Below are 26,808 nucleotides of genomic sequence, written 5' to 3'. Positions count from 1 at the left end.
GTCTCTCGGGGCGCCGCTACCGTCGAGCCATGTCTTCGACGGAGAGCGCACCGCCGCCCGCTGCCCGGGTGACTCCCGACCGTCCGTGGGTGATGCGGACGTATGCCGGCCACTCGAGTGCCGCTGCGAGCAACGCGCTCTACCGCCGCAACCTCGCCAAGGGCCAGACGGGCCTGTCGGTCGCCTTCGACCTGCCCACCCAGACCGGCTACGACCCCGACCACGCCCTCGCGCGCGGCGAGGTCGGCAAGGTCGGCGTGCCGGTCAGCCACGTCGGCGACATGGCCGCGCTCTTCGACGGCATCCCGCTGCGCGGGATGAACACGTCGATGACGATCAACGCGACGGCGATGTGGCTGCTCGCGCTCTACCAGGTCGTGGCCGAGCAGCAGGCGAAGGACGCGGGCGACGACCCGGCCGCGTGGGTGCGCGAGCTCGCGGGCACCACGCAGAACGACATCATCAAGGAGTACCTCTCGCGCGGGACCTACGTGTTCCCGCCCGGGCCCTCGCTCCGGCTCATCACCGACATGGTGGCCTACACGGTGCGCGAGATGCCGCGGTGGAACCCCATCAACATCTGCAGCTACCACCTGCAGGAGGCCGGCGCGACGCCGGTGCAGGAGATCGCCTACGCCCTCTCGACGGCGGTGGCCGTGCTCGACGCGGTGCGGGACTCGGGGCAGGTGCCGCCGGAGGAGTTCGACGCCGTCGTCGCGCGGATCTCCTTCTTCGTCAACGCCGGGGTGCGCTTCGTCGAGGAGATGTGCAAGATGCGCGCCTTCGTCGAGCTCTGGGACGAGCTGACCCGCGAGCGCTACGGGGTCACGGACGCCAAGGCCCGCCGCTTCCGCTACGGGGTGCAGGTCAACAGCCTGGGCCTGACCGAGGCCCAGCCGGAGAACAACGTCCAGCGCATCGTCCTCGAGATGCTCGCCGTCACCCTGTCGCGCGACGCCCGGGCCCGCGCGATCCAGCTGCCCGCCTGGAACGAGGCGCTCGGCCTGCCCCGGCCGTGGGACCAGCAGTGGAGCCTGCGCATGCAGCAGGTGCTCGCCTACGAGTCCGACCTGCTCGAGTACGACGACCTCTTCACCGGCTCCGTCGTCGTCGAGGCGAAGGTGGCCGAGCTCGTCGCCGGGGCCCGGGCCGAGATGGCCCGCGTCGAGCAGCTCGGTGGCGCGGTGGCGGCCGTCGAGTCCGGTTACATGAAGTCGGCCCTCGTGGCCTCGCACTCCGAGCGGCGCCGGCGCATCGAGGCGGGGGAGTCGGTCGTCGTCGGCCTCAACCGCTTCGAGACGACCGAGCCCAACCCGCTCACGGCCGACCTCGACGCCGCGATCCAGACCGTCGACGCCGACGTCGAGCGCCGGGCGGCGGCCGCCGTGCGGGCCTGGCGCGAGTCACGAGACGCCGACCCCGGGCGCAGGGCCCGGGCCGAGGCCGCGCGCGAGCGCCTGTCGTCGGACGCGCGCGACGGGAACAACCTGATGGGCGCCTCGATCGAGGCGGCCCGGGCCGGGCTGACGACGGGGGAGTGGGCGGCCGTCCTGCGCGAGCAGTTCGGCGAGTACCGCGCCCCCACCGGTGTCTCCGGCTCGGTGGGCGTCGGCGCGAGCGAGCCGGGTGACGCGCTCGCCCGGGTGCGCGGCCTCGTCGCCCGCACCGGTGAGGAGCTCGGCGAGAAGCTCCGGGTGCTCGTCGGCAAGCCCGGGCTCGACGGGCACAGCAACGGGGCGGAGCAGGTGGCGGTGCGAGCCCGCGACGCCGGGTTCGAGGTCGTCTACCAGGGCATCCGGCTGACCCCCGAGCAGATCGTCGCGGCCGCCGTCGCCGAGGACGTGCACCTCGTCGGGCTCTCCATCCTCAGCGGCTCGCACATGGAGCTCGTGCCCGAGGTGATCCGCGGGCTGCAGGAGGCGGGCGCCGGCGACGTGCCCGTCATCGTCGGCGGCATCATCCCCGAGTCCGACGCAGCGGCCCTCCGTGCGGCCGGGGTGGCGATGGTCTTCACCCCGAAGGACTTCGGGCTCAACGAGATCATGGCCGAGATGGTCGGCGTGGTGCGGGCCGCGCGAGGTCTGCCACCACTGACCCTCGCACCCGCCTGAAGGCGTAGCGTCGGTGCCATGAGCGACCTCCAGTGCCCCGCTCGGGTCGTCGTCGTCAACCCGCCGGCGCTCGCCGACGTCGCCTGGCTCGCGGCCGAGGTGCACCTCGAGCGCGTGCAGGCCGTCTACGCGGCCGACGACGTGCCCGACACCGGCCCGGTCGAGGCGCTGGCCGACGACCTCGGGGTGCCCTCGCACCTCGCCCACGGCGACCTCGGCGACGGCTCGGCCGACCTCGGCGCCGTCGTCGACCTGCACCGGGGCGAGACCGTCGTCGTCGTCCGCGCCGGTGACGCGGCCGAGCCGGTGCTGCTGCTCGTCGACTCGGAGGGCGCGCGCGTCGAGCCCCTCGAGGCCGGCCCGTCGGCCGAGTGGTCGACCCGACGCGGCTCAGAAGAGGCGTGACTCCGCGTCGTCGATGCCCTTGAGGGCGTCGTAGTCGAGCACGACGCAGCGGATGCCGCGGTCCTCGGCGAGGGTGCGCGCCTGCGGCTTGATCTGCTGCGCGGCGAAGACGCCGGTGACCGGCGCGAGGTGCGGGTCGCGGTTCATCAGCTCGAGGTAGCGGGTCAGCTGCTCGACGCCGTCGATCTCGCCGCGGCGCTTGATCTCGACGGCCACGCTCGTGCCGCCGGCGTCCTTGGCGAGGATGTCGACCGGCCCGATGGCCGTCATGTACTCGCGCCGCACGAGCGACCAGCCGTGGCCGAGGGTGTGGATGTGCTCGGCGAGCAGCCGCTGCAGGTGCGCCTCGACACCGTCCTTGACGAGGCCCGGGTCGACGCCGAGCTCGTGGGCGGAGTCGTGTAGCACCTCGTGGATGAGCACCGTGAGGCGGTCCTCGCTCTTGGCGTGCTGCACGCGCCACACGGCGACCACGCCGTCGCCGGACTGGGTCTCGTCGGGCTCGACCTCGGCCATGGTGCACGGCGGCGACATCCAGTTGAGCGGCTTGTAGGAGCCGCCGTCGCTGTGCACGAGCACGGAGCCGTCGGCCTTGACGACGAGCAGCCGGGTCGCGAGGGGGAGGTGGGCGGTGAGCCGACCGTCGTAGTCGACGCTGCAGCGGGCAATGACGAGACGCACCGCACCACCCTAAGGGAGGTCGCGTGGGCAGCGTCACGCCGCGGGCGGGTGTGGGGGGCGGGTGCGCTCTGCGAGACTCACCCCCATGGCTCGTGAGTTCACCAAGGTCGGCGTCATCGGACTCGGCACCATGGGTGCCGGCATCGTGGAGGTCTTCGCCCGCAACGGCATCGACGTCGTCGCGGTGGAGGTCACCGACGAGGCGGTCGAGAAGGGCCGCGGCGTGCTCGCGCACTCGACCGACCGTGCGGTCTCCCGCGGCAAGCTGGCGCCCGAGGACCAGGCGGCGCTCCACGCCCGCGTGCAGTTCACGAGCGACATGGCCGACCTCAAGGAGTGCCAGCTCGTCATCGAGGCCGTGCCCGAGCACCTCGACCTCAAGAAGGAGATCTTCGGGCGGCTCGACGCCATCGTCGGCGACGACGCGATCCTCGCGACGAACACGAGCTCGCTGCCCGTCACCGAGATCGCCGTCGCGACGATCAACCCCAAGCGCGTCGTCGGCATGCACTTCTTCAACCCGGCGCCCGTGCTCCAGTTCGTCGAGGTCATCAAGACCGTCATCACGAGCGACGAGACCTTCGAGGACGTCAAGGCGCTCGCCGAGCGGCTCGGCAAGAAGCCCGTCGTCGTCGGCGACAAGGCCGGCTTCATCGCCAACGCCCTGCTCTTCGGCTACCTCAACCACGCCGTCGCGATGTACGAGAGCAAGTACGCCACGCGCGAGGACATCGACGCCGCCATGAAGCTCGGCTGCGGCTACCCCATGGGACCGCTCGCCCTGATGGACCTCATCGGCCTCGACACCGCCTACGAGATCCTCGACACGATGTACAAGCAGGGTCGTGACCGCCTGCACGCGCCGAGCCCGGTCATCAAGCAGATGGTGAGCGCGGGGCTCAAGGGCCGCAAGAGCGGCCGCGGCTTCTACACGTATGCCGCCCCGGGCAGCTCGCAGGTCGTCGACGACGCGCTGACGCCACGCGACCAGGACGGCGCCCACGTCGCCGTGCGCGCGGTGCGCACCGTCGGGGTCGTCGGCTCCGGCACCATGGCGACCGGCATGGTCGAGGTCTTCGCCAAGGCCGGGCTCGACGTCGTCTTCGTAGCGCGCGGTGACGCCAAGGTGGCGGCCGTGAACAGCGCGCTGGCGACGAGCCTCGAGAAGGGCGTGCAGCGCGGCAAGATCGAGGAGGCCGACCGCGACGCCGCGCTCGGCCGCGTCCGGGGCACGACCCGGCTCGAGGACCTCGCCGACGTCGACCTCGTCGTCGAGGCCGTCGTCGAGGACCTCGCCGTCAAGCGGGCCCTCTTCGAGAACCTCGACGAGATCTGCCGCCCGGGCGCCATCCTCGCCACGACGACGAGCTCGCTGCCCGTCGTCGAGTGCGCGGCCGCGACGAAGCGGCCGCAGGACGTCATCGGCATGCACTTCTTCAACCCTGCCCAGGTCATGCGCCTCGTCGAGGTCGTGCACACGGTCTCGACGGCCGACGACGTCGTCGCCACCGTGCAGCAGCTGTGCGCGGCGGTGGGCAAGCACGCCGTGACGTGCGGCGACCGCTCCGGCTTCATCGTCAACGCGCTGCTCTTCCCCTACCTCAACGACGCCGTCAAGATGCTCGAGGCCAACTACTCGACGGCCGACGACATCGACACCGCGATGAAGACCGGCTGCGGCCTGCCGATGGGTCCCTTCGAGCTGCTCGACGTCGTCGGCCTCGACGTCTCGCTCGCCATCGAGCGCGAGCTCTACCTCGAGTTCCGCGAGCGCGGCTACGCCCCGGCGCCGCTCCTCGAGCACCTCGTCACCGCCGGCTACCTCGGGCGCAAGACGGGCCGCGGGTTCCGCACCTACGCCTGACGCCTACGCTGGGTGCATGCCCTCGCGCCGCAAGCCCAGCAAGCACGCGCGCGAGCACGTGCCGCTCGACGTGACGCGCATCCAGGGCGGCAGCACCCAAGAGGAGACGTATGCCGGCAGCCGCTGGACCGTGCGCTCGGTGAGCGGGGCGTCGGCCACCCGGGCGTATCTGTGCCCGGGGTGCTCCCAAGACGTGCCGCCGGGCGTTCCCCACGTCGTCGTGTGGCCGGCCGAGGGCGTCGGCGGGCTCGGTGACCGCCGGCACTGGCACACCGGCTGCTGGCAGCGCCGCGACGCCCGGCCCCCGGGCAACGCCTACCGCTGAGCCGGCCCGCGCGCGGCGAGCACCTGCTCGCGCAGGATCTCGGCGTGCCCGCAGTGCTGGGCGAGCTCGCGCAGCACGTGCAGGCGCACCCAACGCAGCGGCAGCGGTCCGCGCCGGTTTCCCGTCAGGACGTCGTCGGGACCCAGGCGGTCCGTCGCCGACCGCGAGGCCGCGCAGGCCTGCTCGTGCGCGCGAGAGATCGACGCGATGGTGTCGTCCGCGTCGAGGACGAACGACTCGTCGGGCGTCGCGGGGATGCCGATCTCGGCGCGGGAGCGACCGGTGACCGCCTCGTCGAACCACACCTTCTCGACGAACGTCGCGTGCTTGACGAGGCCGAGCAGGGTCGTGGCCGAGGGCACGAGCGAGCGTCGCGCCTCATCCTCGGACAGGCCCTCGAGCGCCTCGCGCAGGGCCGCGCGGTGCTCGTCGATGAAGGCCTCGACCTGGAGGTGGGCCGGGGCCGAGACGACGTCCTCGGCGCTGGGTGGCTGCGTCATGGACGCAGAGCCTGCCACCCACGAGGGGTGCGTGCGCGCGCGACGCGCGGACGGCGTACCTGCTCGGTGACGGGTCGCTAGTGCCGACGCTGGCGGGGGACGAGGACCTCCTCGTAGAGCAGCAGCGCGCCCGCCGCGAACGGGATGGCGAGGAGCGCACCGAGCATGCCGAGGAGGGTGCCGCCGGCGAGCGCGGCCACGACGGTGACGGCGCCCGGCACCGCCACGGTGCGCTGCATGACGCGGGGCATCACGGCGTAGTTCTCGAGCTGCTGGTAGACGACGAAGTAGATGATGACGATGAGCGCCTTCTTGGGCTCGTCGAAGAAGGCCACGACGGCCACGACGGTGGCCCCGAGCGTCGCTCCGACCATCGGCACGAGGCCGAGGAAGCCGACGGCGACGGCGAGCACGGCGGCGAACTTCAGGCCGATGAGGCTCATCATGATCCACGCGAAGCACGCGTTGATGGCCGCGACGGCCACCTGGCCGATCGCGTAGGAGCCGACCCGCCGCATGACCTCCTCGGCGAGCGAGCGCGTGCGGGGCCGGCGGCTCGCGGGCACCAGCGCGTAGGCGGCCTGCTTGACGGCCGGCAGCGAGCTGACGAAGTAGAGGGTGAGCACGAGCACCGTCAGCACGCTGAAGACCCCGGAGGCGATGAGCTTGCCCGCGTCGAGCACCCCGCCGAAGACCCCCGCCCAGAGGTTGCCGTCGGCGACCCGCTTGTTGACCTCCTCGGAGATCCGCTGGACGAGCTGGTAGCGGTGGTCGACGTCCTGCACCCACTGGTTGCGCAGGAGGTCGTCGAGCATGCGTGGGGCGTTGGACGTGAGCTCGCCGGCCTGCTGGGCGACGGGCGGGATGACGACCCACCCGACGAGCGTGAAGACCCCGAGCAGGCCGATGAAGACGATGGTGACGGCCCACCCACGGCGGACGTTGCGCCGGGTGAGGGCCTCGACGAGCGGGTTGAGCGCCAGGGTGAGGAAGAGCGAGATCACGAGCAGGGTGATGACGGTGCTCAGCTGGCCGATCGCCTGCACGACGGCGTAGGCCGTCAGCACGCCGATGGCGCCGACGAAGCCGATGTAGAAGGGTGACTGGCGGTTGAACGGTGTGCCGCTCTGCCCGAAGTCGCGCCGGGCGGCCTTGCCGCCGCCCCGCTCGGGGTCGTCGGACCCGGTCTCGTCGCCGGTGCCGATGTCGTCGGTGCGGACGTCGTCGGTGCCGGTGTCGTCGGTGCCGGTGTCGTCGGTGCCCGCCGTCAGGGCGGGCTCGAGCGGCAGCGCGGTGGCCAACGGGTGCGGCTCCGCGGCCTCGGCCGGGGGACCGGCCGGCGCGGGCGCCGCCGGCGTCGTGGGGGACGCGTCGTCCCCGGTCGGACCGGTCGGCCCGGTCGAGCTGGTGGGCGGTGCCTCGCCGCGGCGTGGTGCTCGCCCGTAGGCCGCGTGCAGGGCCTCCTCGTCGAAGCCGAGGTCGCGCGCCCGCAGCGCCGCGATCCGCGCGCGCTGGGTGCGGCGGTAGCGCGTCCACCGTCCCCAGATGCTCACCCCGGGGAGCCTACGGCAGCCGCCCGGGCGGGCGGGGCGCGGTGGCCGCGTGTCGGCGACGGGTGGGCGGACGGGTGGGCGGACGGTGGGCGACGAGGACGGTCACGTTTCGGTCGCTCGGCACCTCCGGCATACGGCGGGGTGGCAGACGGGTACGACAAGCGGCAGCACGACGCCCGCGTCGCCCGTGGGCGCCCGACCACCGAGGAGAGCACCATGCCCAGCGTCTCGCGCACCTTCACCGTCCGACCGGCCCCGGCCGCCGTCGTCGACTACCTCAAGGACTTCGCCAACGCCGAGGAGTGGGACCCGGGCACGGAGTCCTGCACGCGCATCGGCGACGGGCCCGTCGCCGTGGGCGCGAAGTGGCACAACGTCTCGAAGATCGCCGGCGTGACGACCGAGCTGGAGTACGAGCTCGTCGAGCTGACCGACTCGAAGGTGGTGCTCGTCGGGCGCAACGACAGCGCCACCTCGACCGACACGATCACCGTGGTGCCCTCGGGCACCGGCAGCGAGATCACCTACGTCGCCGACCTCGAGATGCACGGCGCGGCCAAGCTGGCGGCGCCGGCGATGAAGCTGGTCTTCGAGAAGCTCGCGTCCGACACGGAGGAGCAGCTGACCCGCGCCCTCGAGTCCCGCTGACCTGGGCCCGGCGGCGCCGCTGCGCCCGCACGCCGCGTGCCCGCGTGCCCGCGTGCCCCCGTCGCCCACCGGCGGCGGGGGCACGCCGGCTACTGGTTGCGGAACCGGTTGATCGCGCCCTCCAGGGCGGCCCGCTTGTCGGGGTCGGTGACGCCGAGACCCGCCTCGGGCGCGAGCGTGAGCACGCCGACCTTGCCCTGGTGGGCGTTGCGGTGGACGTCGAGCGCGGCCTGGCCGACCTCGTCGAGCGGGTAGGTTTTGCTCAGGGTGGGCTGGATGAGCCCGCGGTTGATCAGCTCGTTGGCCTCCCACGCCTCGCGGTAGTTGGCGAAGTGCGAGCTGACGATGCGCTTGAGGTTCATCCAGAGGTAGCGGTTGTCGTACTCGTGCAGGTAGCCCGAGGTCGAGGCGCAGGTGACGATGGTGCCGCCCTTGCGCGCGACGTAGACGCTCGCCCCGAAGGTCTCGCGGCCCGGGTGCTCGAAGACGATGTCGACGTCGTAGCCGCCGGTCAGCTCGCGGATCCTCTTGCCGAGGCGCTGCCACTCCTTGGGGTCCTGCGCGGTGCCCTCGTCGTTCCAGAAGCGGTAGCCCTCGGCGTTGCGGTCGATGATGAGCTCGGCGCCCATGGCGCGGCAGATCTCGGCCTTCTCCGGGGAGGAGACGACGCAGATCGGCGTCGCCCCGCCCGCGAGGGCCATCTGCGTCGCGTAGGAGCCGAGGCCGCCCGAGGCGCCCCAGATGAGCACCCGGTCGCCGAGCTTCATCGCGGCGCCGTTCTTGGAGACGAGCTGGCGGTAGGCGGTGCTGTTGACGAGACCGGGCGACGCGGCCTCCTCCCAGGTCAGGTGCCGGGGCTTGGGCATCAGCTGGTTCGCCTTGACGACGGCGAGCTCGGCGAGGCCGCCGAAGTTCGTCTCGAAGCCCCAGATGCGCTGCTGCGGGTCGAGCATCGTGTCGTTGTGGCCCTCGGCGTCCTCGAGCTCGACCGAGAGGCAGTGCGCGACGACCTCGGTGCCCGGCTTCCACTTGGTGACGCCGGGTCCGGTGCGCAGGATGACGCCGGCGAGGTCGGAGCCGACCACGTGGTAGGGCAGGTCGTGGCGCCTGGCGAACTCGGAGGTGCGGCCGTAGCGCTCGAGGAAGCCGAACGTCGAGACGGGCTCGAAGATCGAGGTCCAGACCGTGTTGTAGTTGATGGCGCTCGCCATGACCGCCACGAGGGCCTCGCCCGGGGCGAGCTCGGGCACCGGCACCTCGTCGATGTGCAGCGAGCGGCGCGGGTCCTTCTCCCGCGTCGGCAGGCCCTCGAACATGCCGACCTCGTCCTTGTGGACGGTCGCGCCGCGATACGTCGCGGGGATCTCGATGGTCGCGTAGGTCTCCGGGGTGCGGTCGCCGGAGAGGATGGCGTCGCGGATGGCCTGCATTGAAGGTCCTTACGTCGCAGCGTCATTGGTCGGTCGAGGCAGTGCGTGTTGCCACCGAACGTAGCGAGACGTGACCGACGGGTAGCCGGTTGTATGACGGCCACCACAGGTGACCTGGGTCACGAGCCGGTGCGCGGGGTGCTCGGTGTGCCGACCGACCGCCACGACGCCGTATGCCGTGTGGCCGCGACACGTGGACCGCGCCGCCCCGGCGTGCTCGTGGCGGTCCGTCGGTGCGGGTGGAGGGACCGGCGGGGAGGGGGCGGGTAGGTTCTGGGGGTGCGCGGCAGACAGGCGGGGCTCGGGTGCTGGCTCGTGCAGCCGGCATACCTGCTCGTCGAGCTCCTCGTCGCGGCCGCGGCGTCGGTGACCTACTCCCTGCGCGACGACACGATCAGCGCGCTCGGGATGCTCTCGTGCGCACCGGGCCACGGCGGCAGCCCAATCGAGGTGTGCTCGCCGTGGCACGTCGGCATGAACGCGGCCTTCGTCGTCTTCGGCGTGCTCCGGGCGGCCGGGGCCGTGCTGCTGCGGCCGGCGCTCGGTGCGGGGCGGCGGGCGACGGTGGCGGTCGGCCTGTGGGTCGTCTCGGCGCTCGCGGCGGCGGCGGTCGGTCTCGTTCCGGTCGACCAGCAACCGGGCCTGCACGTCGTGGCGGCGCTGCCCGTCTTCGTGCTGCAGCCGCTCGCCGTCCTCGTGACCGCCGAGGCGCTGCGCCGCTCGGGCGCGGTGGCTCGCGGGGTCGTCGTGGCGGGCTGGGTCGTGGGCTCGGTGACGCTGGCCGCGGCGGCCGGGTTCGGCCTGCGCCTCGGTGGCGCGACGTGGGTCGGAGGTCTGGAGCGCCTGGCCCTGTGGCCGGCCTACCCGTGGCTGGCCGTCGTCGCGGTGGGGCTGCTTCGGGTCGGTCACGGCCGAAACGGCCACGCGCGGGGAGCTGCTGCGCCACACTGACGCCGTGCAGCCAGGGGACGTCTTCGCGGCCGTGTCGCGACGGTCGGTCGTGACAGGCGGCCTCGGCCTGTGCGCGCTCGTCGCGTGGCCCCGGGTCGACGAGGCGTTGCACCCCGGCGGCCCCGGGCGCGAGACGGACAGCCCGGCCCTGCGGCACGACGCCGACCCGGCCGGCGTGACGAGGGTCCGCACGGCGGAGCGGTGGGTGGCCCTGACCTTCGACGACGGGCCAGACCCGTGCTACACGCCTGCCGTGCTCGACATCCTGCGCGAGTTCGGTTGCCGCGCAACCTTCTTCGCAGTCGGCAGCAACGTCGAGGCGCATCCTGACCTCGCGGCACGGGTCGTCGCCGAGGGGCACCGGCTCGCGAACCACACCCACGACCACCTGTGGCTCGACCGCGTCGACGGCGCGACGGTGACCGACCAGCTGCGGCGCGGCGGCGCGGCCGTGGCCGCGCACGACCCGGACGGCGCCCGGCTCGTGCGGCCGCCGCGGGGGTGGACGAGCCGGGTCGTCGCCGCGCGCACCCGCGACCTCGGCCTGCGGTCGGTCTTCTGGAGCGCCTGCCTCGAGTCGGCCCTGGCCGACGGGCCCACCAGGGCCGGTGAGGAGGTGGCGGCCCGGCTCCGCCCCGGTGACGTCGTGCTCGCCCACGACGGTGGCCGCATCGCCGGCCCGAACCCGCAGGAGATCGACCGGTCGCGCACGGTCGAGGCGCTGCCGCGGCTGCTCGAGCAGCTGCGCCGGGACGGCCTCCGCGGGGTGCCGGTGCAGGACCTCATCGCAGCCGGGCAAGCCGGCGAATCATCAGAGGTTTGAGAGCGCGATGCAGAAAGGCAAGTCAAGATCTATTGACCAGGCGCGATTCGAGTTTCTATGGGTCCTTGTGCCTCTGAACGTCTGCTTGTTCAGTAGTCTCTGTCGTGCGAAGACCGACGGCGACTTGGAGTGATGTTTGTGAGCAGCGTGCCATGGGATGACGTGCTTGAGTCGCTGGTGCTGGGATCGTACTCGTTGTTGCTCGGCGCCGGGGCAAGTATGGGTTCAACCAACGCTGCCGGTGAACGTCTGCTGTCCGGTGACGGCCTAAGGCTGAAGCTGGCAAAGGTCTACGGTCTTCCTGAGGAGATTTCCAGCCTTCGCGAGATGTACGACTACGCTCAAAGAGCGTATGAGGACAACAGTGCGTCTGACAATCCTCAGAATCTAGTACAGTCCCTTTATCAAGACTGCTCCGTCCCTCACTGGTACGCCGACCTGGTGCGAGTCCCTTGGCGCACTATTTGGAACTTGAACATCGACGATGTCGTCGTGAATGCTTATCAGAAGACGTTCGACGGTCTCGCGGCTCAAGATCTGCACGTCTCCTCGTGGCGAGATGCTTGGACTGTGCATCGGCAACCCTTTGAGCACGTCCAAATGGTGCACTTGCATGGACGAGCAGCGAAGGGTGATTTGGTTTTTGGTACTCTGGAATACCTCAATGCAGTTAGGGATGCAGGAGCTTCTCACCATGTTTTCATGGACGAGTGGGCCGACGGTAAGCCGTTCATAGTCGTAGGGGCTGGCCTTGTCGACGAATTTGACATCGCACTGCCTCTAATGTCGCGGAGGCCCTCTTCTACTGGCGCGCCAAGCCTCGTGGTAAAACCAAGCTTTAATGATGTAGAGAAGTTTAGATTTGAGAAGGCTGGACTGATTCCTGTAGCGATGTCTGCTGAGTCGTTCTTCGAAGAGGTGCAAGAGCGATGGGAGGATGCCCTGCACGCCATTCCTAGTGACGCGGTGGAGGTTTCCAAAGGCATTAGTCCGAACGATCTCTTGTTTCTGAAGACATTTATAACACCCTCTTATCGTGTCGATAAGGAGCATGACTTCTTTTCTGGTGACGAGCCAGCGTGGGGGGACATTCGAGAGAATCTGGATTTTCCGCGCACAGCCGCTCCAACTTCGGATGGAGAGCTTTTCTCTTTCAAAGGCGTTCGGGTCTACCTATTCCATGGAGATCTATCCGGAACCACCACTGCCGAACTGCGCTTCCTGCAGAAATGCATAGATTCGGGATATGAGGTTCTCGAGTATGTCTCCGATTCGGCATTTTCTCCTGCTGCGATCCAAGCTGTGGCGCTCGGTGGAATGCGCAAAATCTTGAGAATTCCGTACCTCGAGGAGTATCCCGGTGCCCTTAAAACTCTAGCCGAAGTAGCCAAGTCGTCGGGCACGCCGATAGTCATTTCAACTGCTATGCGTACTGCCCGAGTCCCTGGCGTGTCCTGGCCCGAGTGTGACTTGGTGACCACGCATATTAAGGACAGGCTGGATCCTGAAGAAATTAAAGGGATGCTTAAAACGTTGGAGGTGCATGCTCGACTCAATACACTGGTAGATCGTAACGCCAAGGGCCGATACGACTTCGTGGCGAAGGAACACCGGGGTGACATGTTGGACGCGCTTTCGGCCATTTCCAGGGGTGCCGCCTTCGAATATCGGTATGAGTCGTCCCTTCGGAGTGTGGCTGCAGAGGAGAAGCAGGTCCTGGACTTGGCTCTTCTGGCAGCCGAACTTGGCCACTCCTTGAAGTTCGCTATCTGCGCTCGGGCTCTTGGAATGCCCGTCAACGACGTCAAGAGAATTGTTGCGGGTGAATCGCTGACGCGCGTGCTTACGAGCGCTGGTGACAAGTTCTCCGCACGTCATCGCGGACTGGCGTCTCGAGTATCACGGCGAATGCTTCAGCCTGAAGATCGGTTCCAGTCGGCACTCTCGTTGGCTACCGCGTTGTCGCCGTACATTCACCCGACAGCCATCGCGGCTCGCACGGAGGAAGCCCGACTGTGTGGCCGGTTAATGGACTCCGCTCGAGTTGTTGACTCGTTAGGTGTGGATCGCGCCGTTGGATTTTACGATGAACTGCACGACCATTATGAGTGGAATGCTCGTTACTGGGAACAGCGCGCATTGACTGAACTCGCTGCGTGGCCGCCACGCTTTGGTAGTGCCGAATCATGGGCTAGGCTGGCAGTTCATAAGCATGCGGATGCTTTTAGCTTAAATACGCTGGCGACGGTTTTGTTGCGGCAGTCGTGCGCAGGCGAGGTCTTGGATGAAGCCCTGTTTTTCGAAGGAATGCAAACGGTCGATGCGGCGCGTGCTGCCTCGATTGATAGGGTCACTGAGCATCCGTACGTCACTGCTTTCACCTATTTGACACGGGCTCAAAAATTGAGCCCGCAGTCCGGTTCCTTGGCGCGAAGGGTGGACAGTCTTTTCAACTACTGGAATCGAGATGCGCGAGAATCCAGAGCATGGGGGTTCATGCAATTCCGCAAGGATCTGGAGTCCAAAATTGCAGAATATATGAAAGTTCCGCGTTCTTAGCCTTGGCCGCCCGTCCCGTCTACAGCACCAATGGGGGTGAAGGCTCGACGAGCTCGACGAGGACGCCGCCGGCGTCCTTGGGGTGGATGAAGTTGACCCGGCTGTCGCTCGTGCCGCGCTTCGGTGTGTCGTAGAGCAGGCGCAGGCCGCGCTCGCGCAGGGTCGCGCACACGGCATCGATGTCGGCGACGCGGTAGGCGAGCTGCTGGATGCCGGGGCCGCTGCGGTCCAGGAACTTCGCGATCGTCGACTCAGGGGAGAGGGGTGCGAGCAGCTGGATGCAGGAGCCGGAGTCGCCGACGGCCATCATCGCCTCGCGCACGCCCTGCTCCTCGTTCGTCTCCTCGTGGAGCAGCGTCATGCCGTACGCCTGCGCGTAGAAGGCGATGGCCGCGTCGAGGTCGGGCACGGCGATGCCGACGTGGTCGATGTGGGTGAACAGGGGCGTCGTCATGCCCGACACCCTACGAGCACGGTCGAGCCGGTGCCGTGGATTGGGGCGGTCCTAAGCCACATTGTCGACTGTATACAGGATACGGTCCTGCAGATCGGCCCCCTTTCCCCGGAGGAGAACCATGTCGACCGACCGCAGCACCCCCTCAGCCCCCGTGCCGGACCGTCTCCACGGCACCGACGAGCGCGACCGGCTCGACGCGCTCGACCCGAGCCCGGTGCGCTCCCGGCGCCGCGGCGTGCGGCCCCTGGCGGCGCTCGCCGTGCCCGCGGTGGCCCTCGCCCTCGCCGGCTGCTCGGCCGTCACCCCGGCGACGTCGGGCTCCGGCAGCACGGCCGGCGGCACGGGCGCGGCCGGCGGTGGCGCCGCGCAGGCCGCCGACACCTTCGGCGAGCCCGCGCAGGACGGCCAGGTCAAGCAGGGTGGCGACCTCGTCATGGCGCTGTCGGCCGAGCCCGACCAGCTCGACCCCGCGCTGTCGCGCAGCCTCTACTCGCGCTACGTCTTCCACACCATGTGCCAGAAGCTCTACGACGTCGACGAGAAGGCGCAGATCGTGCCGCAGCTCGCGACGGCCCTGCCGACGACGAGCGACGACGGGCTGACCGTCACGGTGCCGGTGCGTGAGGGGGCGAAGTTCGCCGACGGCACCGCCTTCGACGCGGCCGCCGTCAAGGCGAGCCTCGAGCGCGAGCTGACGCTCGAGGCCAGCGCCCGCAAGAGCGAGCTCGGCCCGATCGACAAGGTGGAGGCCCCCGACGCGAAGACGGTCGTCATCACGCTGTCCAAGCCCTTCGCGCCCCTCACCGCGGCGCTCACCGACCGGGCCGGCATGATCGTGAGCCCCACCCAGGCGAAGAAGCTCGGTGACGACTTCGCGAGCGCCCCGGTCTGCGTCGGGCCGTTCAAGTTCTCCAAGCGCGTGCCGCAGAACTCCATCGAGGTCGTCAAGGACCCGAACTACTACGACGCCGCCAAGGTGCACCTCGACAAGATCACCTACCGGATCATCACCGACTCCAGCATCCGGTCGGCCAACCTCCGCTCCGGTGACGTCCAGGTGGCCGACTCGCTGTCCGCCCAGGACGTGCCGGCACTGCAGGGCGAGGACGCGCTGACGGTGCTCCAGTCGCAGTCGCTCGGCTACCAGGGCCTGACGATCAACCTCGGCAACGTCGACGGGGTGGGCACTCCTCCGAAGCCGATCGACCGCCCCGAGGCCAAGAACGCCATGGTGCGCCAGGCCCTCGAGCTGTCGATCGACCGCCCGGGCCTCGTCAAGGTGATCTTCAACGACCTCAACACCGTCGCCTGCTCGCCCATCTCGCCCACGACCGAGTTCACGTCCGAGGCCGCCCAGACGTGCGCCCCGCACGACCCGGCCAAGGCCAAGCAGATGCTGCAGGACGCCGGCGTCAGCACCCCCGTCAAGATCGAGATGATCACGTCGAACAACCCCGACAGCCTGCGCCTCGCCCAGGCCCTGCAGGCCATGGTGAAGGAGGGCGGCTTCGACCTGCAGATCAAGCCGGTGGAGTACGCCACCCTGCTCGACCAGCAGGACCGCGGTGACTTCTCCGTGCTCCAGCTCGGGTGGTCGGGGCGCATCGACCCGGACGCCAACATCACGAACTTCCTGCGGACGGGCGGCAGCCAGAACGTCTCCGGCTACAGCAGCACCGCGCTCGACGACCTGCTCGACCAGGCCCGCGAGGAGCAGGACCCGGCCCAGCGGCGCGAGCTCTACGGCAAGGCCGTGGCGCAGATCCAGAAGGACGAGCCGATCATCTACCTCTACCGGCAGCGCAACCTCACGGGTGTCTCGAACACGGTCAAGGGCGTGCAGGTCTTCCCGGACGGGGTCATCCGCGTCGCCTTCGCCGGGCTGGCGTCCTGACCCATGCGTCGCTACCTCCTCAGCAGGGCCTGGCAGTCGGCGCTCACCCTGGTCCTCGCGACCGTGGTGGTGTTCGTCGGCGTCCGGGCCCTGCCGGGCGACCCGGCCCTCGCCCTTGCGGGTGAGGACCGCAGCCCGGCGGCGCTCGCCGCCATCCGTGAGAAGTACGGCCTCGACGAGTCGTGGCTCGTCCAGTTCGGCAAGTACGTCTCGAGCGCGGTCCGCGGCGACCTCGGCACCTCGATCCGCACCGGGCAGCCGGTCAGCGAGATGCTCGCCACGGCGCTGCCCGTCACCGTCGAGCTCTCGCTCATCGCCATCGTCGTCGCGACGCTGCTCGGCGTCGGTGCCGGCGTCGTCGCCGCCGTGCGCCGCGGCCGCCCGGAGGAGTGGGTGGCCAACGTCTTCGCGCTCCTCGGGCTCTCGGTGCCGCACTTCTGGCTCGGGCTCGTCGCGATCCTCTACCTCTCGGTCGCGACCGGGCTCTTCCCGGCATCCGGCTTCGTGCCGCTCTCGGAGGACGTGCTCGACAACCTCCACCACGTCATCCTGCCCTCGCTCATCCTCGGGACCGGGCTCGCGGCGGTCATCATGCGCCAGACGCGGTCGTCGATGCTCGACGCGCTCTCGACCGACTTCGTGCGGACGGCGCGGGCCAAGGGCCTGCGGCCGCGGACCATCGTCACGCGGCACGCCCTGCGCAACAGCCTCATCGTCGTCGTCACCATCGTCGGGCTCCAGCTGGGCGGCCTCATCTCGGGGGCCGTCGTCACCGAGCAGATCTTCGGGCTGCCGGGCTTCGGCAAGATGACGATCGACGCCGTGTTCCAGCGCGACTACCCCGTCATCCAGGCGGTCGTGCTCGTGACGGCGACGGCCTACATCGCGATCAACTTCGCGGTGGACCTGCTCTACTCCGTCATCGACCCACGCGTCCGCGTGGCCGGGGAGGCCTCATGAGTGTCGACGCCCTCGCCGACGCACCAGCCACGACGCGGGGCCGCTCGGACGCCCCCCGCGCGCGGGTGCTGCGCCGCCTCGTGCACAACCCGCTGGCCGTCACGAGCGCCGTCGTGCTCCTCGTGGCCGTCGTCGTGGCCGCGCTCGCCCCCGTCATCGCGCCGTATGCCCCCGAGCAGACCGACTTCGCCAACACCCTGGCGCCCCCGGGCACGGCCGGCCACCTCCTCGGCACCGACGACCTCGGCCGCGACGTGCTCTCGCGGATCATGCTCGGCGTGCGCGCCTCGCTCGTCGTGGCGCTGCTCGCCGTGGCGACGGCGCTCGTGGTCGGCGTACCGCTCGGGCTCGCGTCGGGCTACTTCCGCGCGGTCGACGGCGTCATCTCGCGCCTCACCGACCTCATGCTGGCCTTCCCGTTCCTCATCCTCGCCGTCGGCCTGGCGGCGATCCGCGGAGCGAGCCTCGGCAACGCGGCGATCGCCATCGGCATCGCGCAGATCCCCGGCGTCATCCGCGTCGTGCGCTCCGACGCCCTGCGCATCTCCTCGCTCGACTTCGTCGCCGCCTCCGTCGTCGACGGCGCGGGTGACCTGTGGGTGCTCTGGCGCCACGTGCTGCCGAACGCGACCTCCGTCGTGCTCGTGCAGGCCACGGTCGCGATCCCGGCCGCGATCCTCGGCGAGGCGGTGCTCTCGTTCCTCGGCCTCGGCATCCAGCCGCCCGACCCGAGCCTCGGCACCATGCTCGCCAACGCGCAGCAGTTCGCGGCCCGCGCGCCGTGGGCGGCCGTCCTGCCCGGCGTCGCCATCATGCTGCTCGCCCTGGCCTTCAACGTGTTCGGCGACAGCCTGCGCGATGCCCTCGACCCGAAGGGGAGCCGATCATGACGGCGACGAGAGCCGAGCCGGTGCTCGGCCACGAACAGGCCGCGCCCGTGCTCGAGGTGGCCGACCTCTCGGTCCGGTTCCGCGGCGAGGGCGGCGACGTCAGCGCCGTCGACGGCGTCGACCTCAGCCTCGGCCGCGGCGAGATCGTCGGCATCGTCGGCGAGTCCGGCTGTGGCAAGAGCGTGACGGCGATGAGCCTCGCGGGTCTGCTGCCCCGGAGCGCCACCGTGACGGGGTCCGTGCGTCTCGAGGGCCAGGAGCTCGTCGGTGCCGATGCGCGGCGCCTGCGCGCTGCCCGGGGTCAGGAGATCGCCTACATCTTCCAGGAGCCGATGACGTCGCTGAACCCGGTGCTGACGGTCGGGCGGCAGATCGGCGAGGTGCTGCAGGTGCACGAGCGGCTGAGCCGCCGCGAGGCCCGGGAGCGTGCGGTCGAGCTGCTCGCCCTCGTCGGCATCCCGTCCCCGCGCGAGCGCGTCGGTGCCTACCCGCACCAGCTCTCGGGTGGCATGCGCCAGCGCGTCATGATCGCCATGGCCGTCGCGTGCGAGCCGAAGGTGCTCGTCGCCGACGAGCCGACGACGGCGCTCGACGTCACCGTGCAGGCCGGCATCCTCGACGTGCTCCGGGGCCTGCGCGACCGGCTCGGCACGAGCATCCTCATCATCACGCACGACCTCGGCGTCATCGCCGACGTCGCCGACCGCGTCGTCGTCATGTATGCCGGCCGCGTCGTCGAGCGCGCCGGCGTCGGCGAGCTCTTCGAGCGTCCGCAGCACCACTACACCGCAGGCCTGCTCACCGCCACACCGACGGCCGGTCGGCACGCAGGGACCCACCGCCTCAAGGAGATTCCGGGTCTCGTGCCGGTGCTGCGCGAGCAGCCGGACGCCTGCACGTTCGCAGACCGCTGCCCGGCCGCCGACGAGCGGTGCCGGACGTCGGCGCCGCCCCTCGCCACCGCTCCCGGTCGCCCCGCCTCGCACGCGGTCGCGTGCTGGCACCCCCGGGGTGAGCAGGGGCGGCCCGCCCAGGAGGAGATCGCATGACCACGACACCGACGACCGGGACGGCTGGGACGGCCGGCGCGACGGGCACGGCGGGGGACCGCCCGGTGGCGGACCCGTCGGGCGAGCCGGTGCTCCGGCTCGACGACCTCGTCATGCACTTCGGGCCGGTGCGGGCCGTCGACGGGGTGTCGCTCGCGATCCGTGCGGGGGCCGTCACGGCGCTCGTGGGGGAGAGCGGGTCGGGCAAGTCGACCGTCGGTCGCTGCGTGGTGCGGTTGCTCGAACCGACCTCGGGCACCGTGCGGCTCGCCGGGGTCGACGTGACGAGCCTGTCGCGCCGTCGCCTCCGCGAGCACCGGCGCACCGTGTCGATCGTCTTCCAGGACCCGGCGGGTTCGCTCGACCCGCGGATGCTCGTCGGTGACGTCGTCGCCGAGCCGCTCCGGCTCTCGGCCGGCCGGTTGCGGCGGCAGGAACGCGAGGCCCGGGTCGCGGAGGGTCTCGAGCGGGTCGGCCTGCGCCCCGAGGTCGCCCGCCGCTACCCGCACGAGCTGTCGGGCGGCCAGCGACAGCGGGTCAGCATCGCGCGCGCCCTCATGTCGCAGCCGGCCCTGCTCGTCGCCGACGAGCCCACGAGCGCGCTCGACGTCTCGGTGCAGGCGTCGGTGCTCAACCTGCTCGCCGACCTCCAGCGCGACATCGGCTTCGCCTGCCTCTTCATCACCCACGACCTCGCGGCGGTCGAGTACCTCGCGGACGACATCGCCGTCATGTACCTCGGTCAGATCGTCGAGCACGGTTCCCGCGCAGAGGTCTTCGCGAACCCCAAGCACCCCTACACGCAGGCTCTCCTCGCCGCCGCGCCCGTCGCCGACCCCGTGGTGCAGCGCTCACGCACCCGGGTGCTGCTCGGCGACGACCTGCCCTCGGCCATCGACCCGCCGTCCGGGTGCCGGTTCCACACCCGGTGCCCGGTGGCGGTGGCCCGCTGCTCGTCGGAGGTGCCGGCGCTGCGTAGCGTGGGCGCCGGCGAGGTGGCCTGCCACCTCGTCGCCGACGACGGCACCGGTCCCGACGTGCGCACCGACGCGACCACCGACGCCCGGACCACCGACGCGACGACCACCGACGCGCCCGACCCGAGGAGCAGCGAATGACGTTCACGACCCGACCCACCCTCGAGGGGACCTTCGGGATGGTGTCGACGACGCACTGGATCGCCTCGCAGTCGGCGATGCGGGTGCTCGAGCTCGGGGGGAACGCCTTCGACGCCGCGGTCGCCGCCGGCTTCGTGCTGCACGTCGTCGAACCGCACCTCAACGGGCCGGGCGGCGACATGCCGGCCGTCATCGCCACGGCGGACGACCCCACGCCCCGCGTGCTCTGCGGGCAGGGGCCGGCGCCGGCGGGCGCGACGATCGAGCACTACCGGTCGGAGGGGTTCGAGCTCGTGCCGGGGTCGGGCCCCCTCGCGGCCGCCGTGCCGGGCGCGGTCGACGCGTGGCTGCTCATGCTGCGCGACCACGGCACCCGGACGCTCGCGGAGGTGCTCGAGCCGGCGATCGGCTACGCCCGGCACGGGCACCCCGTGCTCGAGCGCGTCTGCACCACGATCGGCCTGGTGCAGGACCTGTTCACCGACGACTGGACGACGTCCGCCGACCTCTGGCTCCGTGACGGCCGGCCCCCGGTGCCGGGGTCGCTCGTCACGAACCCGGCGTGGGCCGACACGCTGGAGCGGCTGCTCGAGCAGGCGCGCTCGGCGGGCGGCGACCGCGAGGCGCAGATCGAGGCGGCGCGACGCGCGTGGTCGCAGGGCTTCGTCGCTGAGGCCGTCGATGCCTTCTCCCGCAAGGCGTTCCGCGACTCCAGCGGCGAACGGCACTCGGGTCTCGTCACCGGTGACGACCTGGCGGCGTTCTCGGCCACCTGGGAGGAGGCCGCGACCGTCGACTGGCACGGTCACACCGTGGCCAAGACCGGCCCGTGGGGACAGGGTCCCGGGCTGCTCCAGAGCCTGCGCCTGCTCGACGCGCTCGGTGACGAGGCGGCGCTCGACCCGTCCACGTCCGACGGCATCCACGCGATCACCGAGGTCATGAAGCTCAGCTACGCCGACCGCGAGGCGTGGTACGGCGACGGCGACGTCCCGCTCGACGCCCTGCTGTCGCCGGCCTACGCGAGCGAGCGTGCGGCCCTCGTCGGGGACCGTGCGTCGCTCGAGGTGCGGCCCGGCCGGCCGGACGGTCGCGAGCCGCGCATCGCCGCGTACCTGCGGGGGAGCGGCCCCGACCGTCCCGTGGGTGCCGACGCCACGCTCGGCGAGCCCACCGTCGACCGCCGCGGCGAGACCCGGGGCGACACGTGCCACGTCGACGTCGTCGACCGCTGGGGCAACATGGTCTCGGCGACCCCGAGCGGGGGCTGGCTGCAGAGCTCCCCGACGATCCCCGAGCTGGGCTTCTGCCTCGGCAGCCGCATGCAGATGTTCTGGCTCGAGGAGGGGCTCGCCTCGTCGCTCGCGCCGGGTCGCCGTCCCCGCACGACGCTGACCCCGACGCTCGTGCTGCGCGACGGTGAGCCCGTCATGGCCTGCGGGTCGCCGGGCGGCGACCAGCAGGACCAGTGGCAGCTGCTCTTCCTGCTCCGCACGATCGTGCAGGGCACCTCGTTGCAGGAGGCCGTCGACGCCCCCGCCTGGCACACGAACGCCATCCCCGGCTCGTTCTGGCCGCGTGCCGTCGAGCCCGGGGTGCTCGTCGTGGAGGACCGTCTGGGCGACGCCGTCGTGCGCGACCTCCGGGCGCGCGGGCACGAGGTGCGGCTCGGCGACCCGTGGAGCGAAGGGCGGCTCTGCGCCGTCACCCGCGACCCCGGCTCGGGCGTGCTGCGCGCGGCGGCCAACCCGCGCGGCATGCAGGGCTATGCCGTCGGTCGCTGAGTGCGGCGCTCAGCCCTTCTCGGGAGCACTCGTGACGTCGGCCGCCGCGGCGAGTGCCGCGGCGTCGACGTGCACCTGGGCGGCGATCGCAGCGGCGTCGCCGTCGCCGTCGGCGATGGCGTCGACGAGGCGGATGTGCTCCTGCCACGAGTGCGGTGCCCGGTGGGCCGCCGTCAGTCGGAAGATCCAGTGCACGTGAAGGTAGACCGAGGCGGAAAGCGTTCGCAGCCAACGGTTTCCGGAGAGCTCGGTGACGCGCATGTGGAAGGCGCTGTTGAGCTCCGCGACCTGGGAGAGGTCGCCGCGCTCGGTGGCCTCCCGTGCCTTCTCGAGCAGCGCCCGCAGCTCTGCCACCTGGGCCGGCGTGGCGCGCTCGGCGGCGAGCCGGGCCGCCACGGACTCGAGGCTGGAACGCACCGCGAAGAGCTCGGAGACCGCCGACGCGTCGGGCGTCGCGACGACCGCACCGCGCCGCGGCACGAGCGTCACCAGGCCGTCCGCCTCGACGACGCGCAGCGCCTCGCGGACCGGGTTGCGCGAGGTGCCGAAGTCCGAGGCCAGGCGGTCCTCCGTCAGCCGTTCGCCCGGCGGGTAGTCGCCGTCGACGATGCGCCGCCTCAGCTCGGCCAGCACCTGGTCGCGCAGCGCGAGGTGGCTGCTGCCGATCGTCTGGGGCTCGACCACGCCACATCTCCCTCGCCGCGGACGGACCCTCCTGGTGCCGTTGCTGTGCCGCATCGTATACGAAGGACAATCCTGTGCTCCCTGCCCTGCTGAACCTCACCCCGACGGCTGCGACGGCCGTCGACGGCGCCCCCGCCGGGGTCGCCGGCGTCGGCGTGCTCGACTGGGCCCTCGCGGTCAGCCCCGTCGTGCTGCTGCTCGCGCTCGTGCTCTGGGGCCGTCTCTCGATGCTCGTCAACGCGAGCGTCACGGTGGCCTACGCGCTGGCGACGGCGCTGCTCGCCTTCGGGGCACCACCGCTGACCGTCGCCGTGGGGCTGGGCAAGGGGGCCTGGGTCGGGGTCTGGATCCTCTACGTCATCGGCCCGGCGCTGCTCATGCACCACCTCGCGACCCGGGTCGGCATGGTCTCGCTCGGGCGCTCCCTCGCGCGGGTGCTGCCGAGCCGCACGGAGAACGTGCTGCTGCTCGCGTGGGTGCTCCCGTCGTTCATCCAGGGGGTCTCGGGGTTCGGCACCCCCATCGCCGTCGCCGCGCCGCTGCTCGTCGCGCTCGGGGTCAGCGTGCCGAGGGCCGTCGCGCTCCCGCTCGTCGGCTACCACTGGGCGGTGGGGTTCGGCTCGATGGGCTCGTCGTTCTACATGGGCGCGCTGACCGGCCACCTCGACGGCGCCGAGACGGTGTCGTTCGCGGCCGCGGCGTCGCTGGCCCTCGGCGTCAACTGCCTCCTGTCGGGCGTGCTCGTCGCGGTCATGTCGAGTGGGCGTCGCGCGCTGCGCGAGGCCTGGCCGATGCTCGTCACCGTCGGTCCGGCGATGGCGCTGGTCCAAGCGGCGGTCGCGCACCTCGAGCCCGGCATCGGGGCGCTGGGCGGCGGGGCGGCGGGCATCGCCACGGTCTTCCTCCTGCGCGCGGTCCGGCGCGGGCGCTCCCGACCGGTCGAGCGCCGCGACGACGCCGACGTGCGCGCAGACCTCGACGCCGGAGGTGTCCGCGAGGTCGAGGCCGACGCCGGCGGACAGCCCGCCCCTGGGACGCCGGTCGAGGCCGCCGCCGAGCGCGCGCGGGCCTGCGCCGCCGCGATCCCGTATGCCGTGCTCGCTGCCGTCGCGCTGCTCGTCTTCCTGCCGCCCGCGGTGCGGGCCTGGGCGAAGACCCACCTGCTCCTCGGCCCGTCGTTCCCGGCCACGGTGACCGGCGAGGGCGTGGCCAACCCGGCCGTGTCGACCTACAACCCCATCGCCGTGCTCGGCCACCCGGGCACCTTCCTGCTCGTCGCCTCGGGTCTCAGCCTCCTCGTGTGGAAGCGCAACGGTGACTGGCCACGGCACGCCTGGGGGGCCGTCTGGCTGGCCGCCCTCAAGCAGTTCCGCAAGTCTGCGCCGTCGGTGCTCCTGCTCGCGGCCGTGGCCGGGGTGCTCGTCGACAGCGGCATGGTCTCGGCGGTGGCCAGGGGAGCCGCGGCCGCCGCGGGCTCGGGCTATCCGTTCCTGGCCCCTGTGGTCGGAGCCCTCGGGTCGTTCATCACCGGCTCGACGACGAGCTCCAACGCGCTCTTCTCCGCCTTCCAGGTGGAGGTCGCCCAGCTCATCGACGCCCCGGGACCCGCCCTGCTCGCCGGCCAGCTCGCCGGCGGAAACATCGGCAACTCGCTGGCGCCGGTCGTCATCGTCCTCGGCCTGAGCGCCGTAGGCGGCGACCGGGCCTCGAGCGGCGCCGTGCTCCGGATGACGCTGCTCCCGGCGGCGGTGCTCCTCGTCGCGACCGTGGCGACGACGGTCGGGCTCACGGCGCTCCTCTGACCCGCCGTCGGGCCGGCGGCCGCAGCCTGCCGGACGGACTGTGCCCTTGGTCATGCTCGCTCGGGCCCTCCCGGGCCTCGCGACTACAGTGTGCGGACACCTTCAATGACGTCGGAAGAGGCTTCACCCATGACTGCTGACCGTCCCACCTCCGTGATCGTCGCCGGAGCGCGCACCCCCATGGGGCGTCTGCTCGGCTCGCTCAAGGACTTCTCCGGATCGGACCTCGGTGGCGTCGCCATCCGGGGCGCCCTCGAGAAGGCGGGCGTCGCCCCGGAGCAGGTCGAGTACGTCGTCATGGGCCAGGTGCTGCAGGCCGGCGCCGGCCAGATCCCGGCCCGCCAGGCAGCCCATGCCGCGGGCATCCCGATGACGGTGCCGGCGCTGACGATCAACAAGGTCTGCCTCTCCGGCATCAACGCGATCGCCATGGCCGACCAGCTGATCCGCGCGGGGGAGGTCGACGTCGTCGTCGCCGGCGGTCAGGAGTCGATGACGAACGCGCCGCACCTCATGACGAAGTCGCGCGAGGGCTACAAGTACGGCGACGTGACGATGCGCGACCACATGGCCTTCGACGGCCTCTGGGACGCCTTCACCGACCAGGCGATGGGGCTGCTCACCGAGCAGGCCAACACGGGCGAGCAGGCGTTCACGCGCGAGGAGCAGGACGAGTTCTCGGCACGCAGCCACCAGCTCGCCGCCAAGGCGTGGAAGGACGGGCTCTTCGACGACGAGGTCGTGCCCGTGAGCATCCCGCAGCGCAAGGGCGACCCGATCGTCTTCAAGAGCGACGAGGGCATCCGCGCCGACACGACGACCGCCTCGCTCGGCGGCCTGCGCCCCGCTTTCAGCAAGGACGGCACCATCACCGCGGGCTCGGCGTCGCAGATCTCCGACGGCGCCGCCGCGGTCGTCGTCATGAGCAAGGCCAGGGCCGAGGAGCTCGGCCTGACCTGGCTCGCCGAGATCGGCGCGCACGGCATGGTCGCCGGCCCCGACTCCACGCTCCAGCAGCAGCCCGCCCGCGCCATCGCCCGGGCCTGCGAGAAGGAGGGCATCACGCCGGCCGACCTCGACCTCGTCGAGATCAACGAGGCGTTCGCCGCCGTCGGGCTGGCCTCGGCCAAGGAGCTCGGCATCGACCTCGACAAGGTGAACGTCAACGGCGGGGCCATCGCGCTCGGCCACCCCATCGGCATGTCGGGCGCGCGCATCGCGCTCCACCTCGCCCTCGAGCTCCAGCGCCGCGGCGGCGGCGTGGGCGCGGCGGCGCTCTGCGGTGGCGGCGGTCAGGGCGACGCCCTGGTCGTGCGCGTGCCGAAGACCGCCTGAGCGCCGAAACCCCTTTCGTGGCACGCCGATCCGTCGACGTCCCCGCCCTGGTCGAGTCGGCCAGGGCGGGCTCGCCGCGTGCGGTCGCACGTCTCATCTCGCTCGTCGAGGACGGCCACGACGCCCTGCGTGACGTCATGGCCGCGCTGGCCCCCCACGCGGGACGGGCCTGGGTCATCGGCCTCACCGGCTCGCCGGGGGTCGGCAAGTCGACGACGACGACGGCTCTCGTCGGGGCCTTCCGGCAGCGGGGCCTGCGGGTGGGCGTCCTCGCGGTCGACCCGAGCTCGCCCTTCTCGGGCGGCGCGCTCCTGGGCGACCGGGTGCGCATGCAGGACCACGCGCTCGACCCCGAGGTCTACATCCGCTCGATGGCCTCGCGCGGCCACCTCGGCGGCCTCTCCTTCACGACGCCCCAGGCGATCCGGGTGCTCGACGCCGCCGGCTGCGACGTCGTGCTCGTCGAGACCGTCGGGGTCGGCCAGTCCGAGGTGGAGGTCGCCGGGCTCGCCGACACCTCGGTCGTGCTGCTCGCGCCCGGCATGGGCGACGGCATCCAGGCGGCCAAGGCCGGCATCCTCGAGATCGGCGACGTCTTCGTCGTCAACAAGGCCGACCGCGACGGCGCCGACGCCACGGTGCGCGACCTCCGGCACATGATCTCGCTCGGTGACCGCACGGAGCCGGGACTGTGGCGACCGCCCGTCGTCAAGACCGTCGCGGCAGAGCGCATCGGCGTCGACGAGGTCATGGAGGCGCTCGACAAGCACCGGGCCCACCTCGAGGAGAGCGGCGAGCTGCGCCGCCGCCGGGAGCGCCGCGCGGTGGACGAGATCGAGTCGATCGCGCTCGCGGCCCTGCGGTCGCGGTTCGCGCGCTTCGCGGGGCACGAGGGGGTGGCCGCGCTCGCGCGCGAGGTGCTCGCCGGCCGCCTCGACCCCTACGCGGCGGCCGACCGCCTCGTGGAGAACGTGGGCGCCTGAGC

The 26,808-nt window shown here is 71.3% G+C and carries 23 protein-coding genes; 17 read left to right on the top strand and 6 right to left on the bottom strand.

Annotation, left to right across the window (positions count from 1 at the left end):
- Window positions 1-29 precede the first annotated feature (29 nt).
- Complete coding sequence (locus ABT295_RS06845; RefSeq protein WP_352393649.1) at window positions 30-2,111, top strand: ethylmalonyl-CoA mutase; 2,082 nt, start codon at window positions 30-32, stop codon at window positions 2,109-2,111.
- 18 nt (window positions 2,112-2,129) lie between these two features.
- The gene (locus tag ABT295_RS06840) at window positions 2,130-2,516 is read left to right on the top strand and encodes a hypothetical protein (protein ID WP_352393648.1); all 387 of its coding nucleotides are present in this window, start codon (window positions 2,130-2,132) and stop codon (window positions 2,514-2,516) included.
- On the opposite strand, the gene nucS is transcribed toward ABT295_RS06840, so the two are convergent.
- Window positions 2,502-3,197, bottom strand: coding sequence for an endonuclease NucS (nucS, locus tag ABT295_RS06835; RefSeq protein WP_345507599.1), 696 nt, complete (start codon window positions 3,195-3,197; stop codon window positions 2,502-2,504). The two genes, ABT295_RS06840 and nucS, sit on opposite strands and share 15 nt — an antisense overlap.
- A gap of 85 nt (window positions 3,198-3,282) precedes the next feature.
- On the opposite strand from nucS, the gene ABT295_RS06830 reads away from it, so the two are divergent.
- Together ABT295_RS06830 and ABT295_RS06825 are read left to right on the top strand one after the other, a co-directional pair.
- Window positions 3,283-5,061 carry a 3-hydroxyacyl-CoA dehydrogenase family protein gene (locus tag ABT295_RS06830; protein ID WP_352393647.1) on the top strand — a complete coding sequence of 593 codons (1,779 nt, stop codon included), beginning with the start codon at window positions 3,283-3,285 and terminating at the stop codon, window positions 5,059-5,061.
- 16 nt (window positions 5,062-5,077) lie between these two features.
- Entirely contained in the window at window positions 5,078-5,386 is a 309-nt protein-coding gene (locus ABT295_RS06825; protein WP_352393646.1) for an Rv1322 family protein, read from the top strand.
- Here the strand turns inward: ABT295_RS06825 and ABT295_RS06820 are convergent.
- Together ABT295_RS06820 and ABT295_RS06815 are read right to left on the bottom strand one after the other, a co-directional pair.
- On the bottom strand, window positions 5,377-5,886 hold the full coding sequence (locus tag ABT295_RS06820) for a DinB family protein (RefSeq protein WP_352393645.1): 510 nt from the start codon (window positions 5,884-5,886) through the stop codon (window positions 5,377-5,379). The genes ABT295_RS06825 and ABT295_RS06820 overlap by 10 nt on opposite strands.
- A 77-nt stretch (window positions 5,887-5,963) precedes the next feature.
- Window positions 5,964-7,439 (bottom strand): AI-2E family transporter, encoded by a 1,476-nt coding sequence (locus tag ABT295_RS06815; protein WP_352393644.1) that lies wholly within the window; start codon window positions 7,437-7,439, stop codon window positions 5,964-5,966.
- Between the two features lie 216 nt (window positions 7,440-7,655).
- Between ABT295_RS06815 and ABT295_RS06810 the strand changes: the two genes are divergently transcribed.
- Window positions 7,656-8,087, top strand: coding sequence for an SRPBCC family protein (locus ABT295_RS06810; protein ID WP_352393643.1), 432 nt, complete (start codon window positions 7,656-7,658; stop codon window positions 8,085-8,087).
- 89 nt (window positions 8,088-8,176) lie between these two features.
- On the opposite strand, the gene ccrA is transcribed toward ABT295_RS06810, so the two are convergent.
- Window positions 8,177-9,517 (bottom strand): crotonyl-CoA carboxylase/reductase, encoded by a 1,341-nt coding sequence (gene ccrA, locus ABT295_RS06805; RefSeq protein ID WP_352393642.1) that lies wholly within the window; start codon window positions 9,515-9,517, stop codon window positions 8,177-8,179.
- A 279-nt stretch (window positions 9,518-9,796) separates the two neighbouring features.
- Between ccrA and ABT295_RS06800 the strand changes: the two genes are divergently transcribed.
- From ABT295_RS06800 to ABT295_RS06790, 3 genes are all read left to right on the top strand, one after another.
- Entirely contained in the window at window positions 9,797-10,468 is a 672-nt protein-coding gene (locus ABT295_RS06800) for a DUF998 domain-containing protein (protein WP_352393641.1), read from the top strand.
- Between the two features lie 4 nt (window positions 10,469-10,472).
- Window positions 10,473-11,291, top strand: coding sequence for a polysaccharide deacetylase family protein (locus ABT295_RS06795; protein WP_352393640.1), 819 nt, complete (start codon window positions 10,473-10,475; stop codon window positions 11,289-11,291).
- Window positions 11,292-11,423: 132 nt separating this feature from the next.
- On the top strand, window positions 11,424-13,850 hold the full coding sequence (locus ABT295_RS06790) for a hypothetical protein (RefSeq protein WP_352393639.1): 2,427 nt from the start codon (window positions 11,424-11,426) through the stop codon (window positions 13,848-13,850).
- Window positions 13,851-13,869: 19 nt separating this feature from the next.
- On the opposite strand, the gene mce is transcribed toward ABT295_RS06790, so the two are convergent.
- Window positions 13,870-14,304, bottom strand: a complete 435-nt coding sequence (gene mce / locus ABT295_RS06785) for a methylmalonyl-CoA epimerase (RefSeq protein WP_352393638.1) — start codon at window positions 14,302-14,304, stop codon at window positions 13,870-13,872.
- Window positions 14,305-14,425: 121 nt separating this feature from the next.
- Here mce and ABT295_RS06780 point away from each other — a divergent pair, with 121 nt between their 5' ends.
- The 6 genes from ABT295_RS06780 to ABT295_RS06755 are packed head-to-tail and all read left to right on the top strand — an operon-like array spanning window position 14,426 to window position 22,002.
- On the top strand, window positions 14,426-16,201 hold the full coding sequence (locus tag ABT295_RS06780) for an ABC transporter substrate-binding protein (RefSeq protein ID WP_352393637.1): 1,776 nt from the start codon (window positions 14,426-14,428) through the stop codon (window positions 16,199-16,201).
- A 3-nt stretch (window positions 16,202-16,204) separates the two neighbouring features.
- Window positions 16,205-17,161, top strand: a complete 957-nt coding sequence (locus ABT295_RS06775; RefSeq protein WP_352393636.1) for an ABC transporter permease — start codon at window positions 16,205-16,207, stop codon at window positions 17,159-17,161.
- A complete protein-coding gene (locus ABT295_RS06770) occupies window positions 17,158-18,051 on the top strand; it encodes an ABC transporter permease (protein WP_352393635.1) in 894 nt (297 codons plus the stop codon). Before ABT295_RS06775 ends, ABT295_RS06770 begins: the two co-directional genes overlap by 4 nt.
- Complete coding sequence (locus tag ABT295_RS06765) at window positions 18,048-19,100, top strand: ABC transporter ATP-binding protein (RefSeq protein WP_352393634.1); 1,053 nt, start codon at window positions 18,048-18,050, stop codon at window positions 19,098-19,100. Before ABT295_RS06770 ends, ABT295_RS06765 begins: the two co-directional genes overlap by 4 nt.
- Window positions 19,097-20,218 carry an ABC transporter ATP-binding protein gene (locus ABT295_RS06760; protein ID WP_352393633.1) on the top strand — a complete coding sequence of 374 codons (1,122 nt, stop codon included), beginning with the start codon at window positions 19,097-19,099 and terminating at the stop codon, window positions 20,216-20,218. The genes ABT295_RS06765 and ABT295_RS06760 overlap by 4 nt, the downstream gene beginning before the upstream one ends.
- Window positions 20,215-22,002: a gamma-glutamyltransferase family protein gene (locus ABT295_RS06755; RefSeq protein WP_352393632.1), complete on the top strand. Its 1,788-nt coding sequence runs from the start codon at window positions 20,215-20,217 to the stop codon at window positions 22,000-22,002. The genes ABT295_RS06760 and ABT295_RS06755 overlap by 4 nt, the downstream gene beginning before the upstream one ends.
- A gap of 9 nt (window positions 22,003-22,011) precedes the next feature.
- Here ABT295_RS06755 and ABT295_RS06750 read toward each other — a convergent pair whose 3' ends face one another.
- The gene (locus ABT295_RS06750) at window positions 22,012-22,686 is read right to left on the bottom strand and encodes a GntR family transcriptional regulator (RefSeq protein ID WP_352393631.1); all 675 of its coding nucleotides are present in this window, start codon (window positions 22,684-22,686) and stop codon (window positions 22,012-22,014) included.
- 74 nt (window positions 22,687-22,760) lie between these two features.
- On the opposite strand from ABT295_RS06750, the gene ABT295_RS06745 reads away from it, so the two are divergent.
- The 3 genes from ABT295_RS06745 to meaB all read left to right on the top strand — a co-directional run bounded on the left by ABT295_RS06745 (window position 22,761) and on the right by meaB (window position 26,806).
- Entirely contained in the window at window positions 22,761-24,488 is a 1,728-nt protein-coding gene (locus ABT295_RS06745) for an L-lactate permease (protein WP_352393630.1), read from the top strand.
- A 129-nt stretch (window positions 24,489-24,617) separates the two neighbouring features.
- Window positions 24,618-25,823: an acetyl-CoA C-acetyltransferase gene (locus ABT295_RS06740; protein ID WP_352393629.1), complete on the top strand. Its 1,206-nt coding sequence runs from the start codon at window positions 24,618-24,620 to the stop codon at window positions 25,821-25,823.
- A 17-nt stretch (window positions 25,824-25,840) separates the two neighbouring features.
- Window positions 25,841-26,806: a methylmalonyl Co-A mutase-associated GTPase MeaB gene (gene meaB, locus ABT295_RS06735; protein ID WP_352393628.1), complete on the top strand. Its 966-nt coding sequence runs from the start codon at window positions 25,841-25,843 to the stop codon at window positions 26,804-26,806.
- Window positions 26,807-26,808 lie beyond the last annotated feature (2 nt).

The sequence above is a fragment of the Terrabacter sp. NPDC000476 genome, assembly GCF_040300125.1.
Taxonomy (GTDB): Bacteria; Actinomycetota; Actinomycetes; order Actinomycetales; family Dermatophilaceae; genus Terrabacter.
This window is presented reverse-complemented; position numbering and strand designations above follow the sequence as displayed.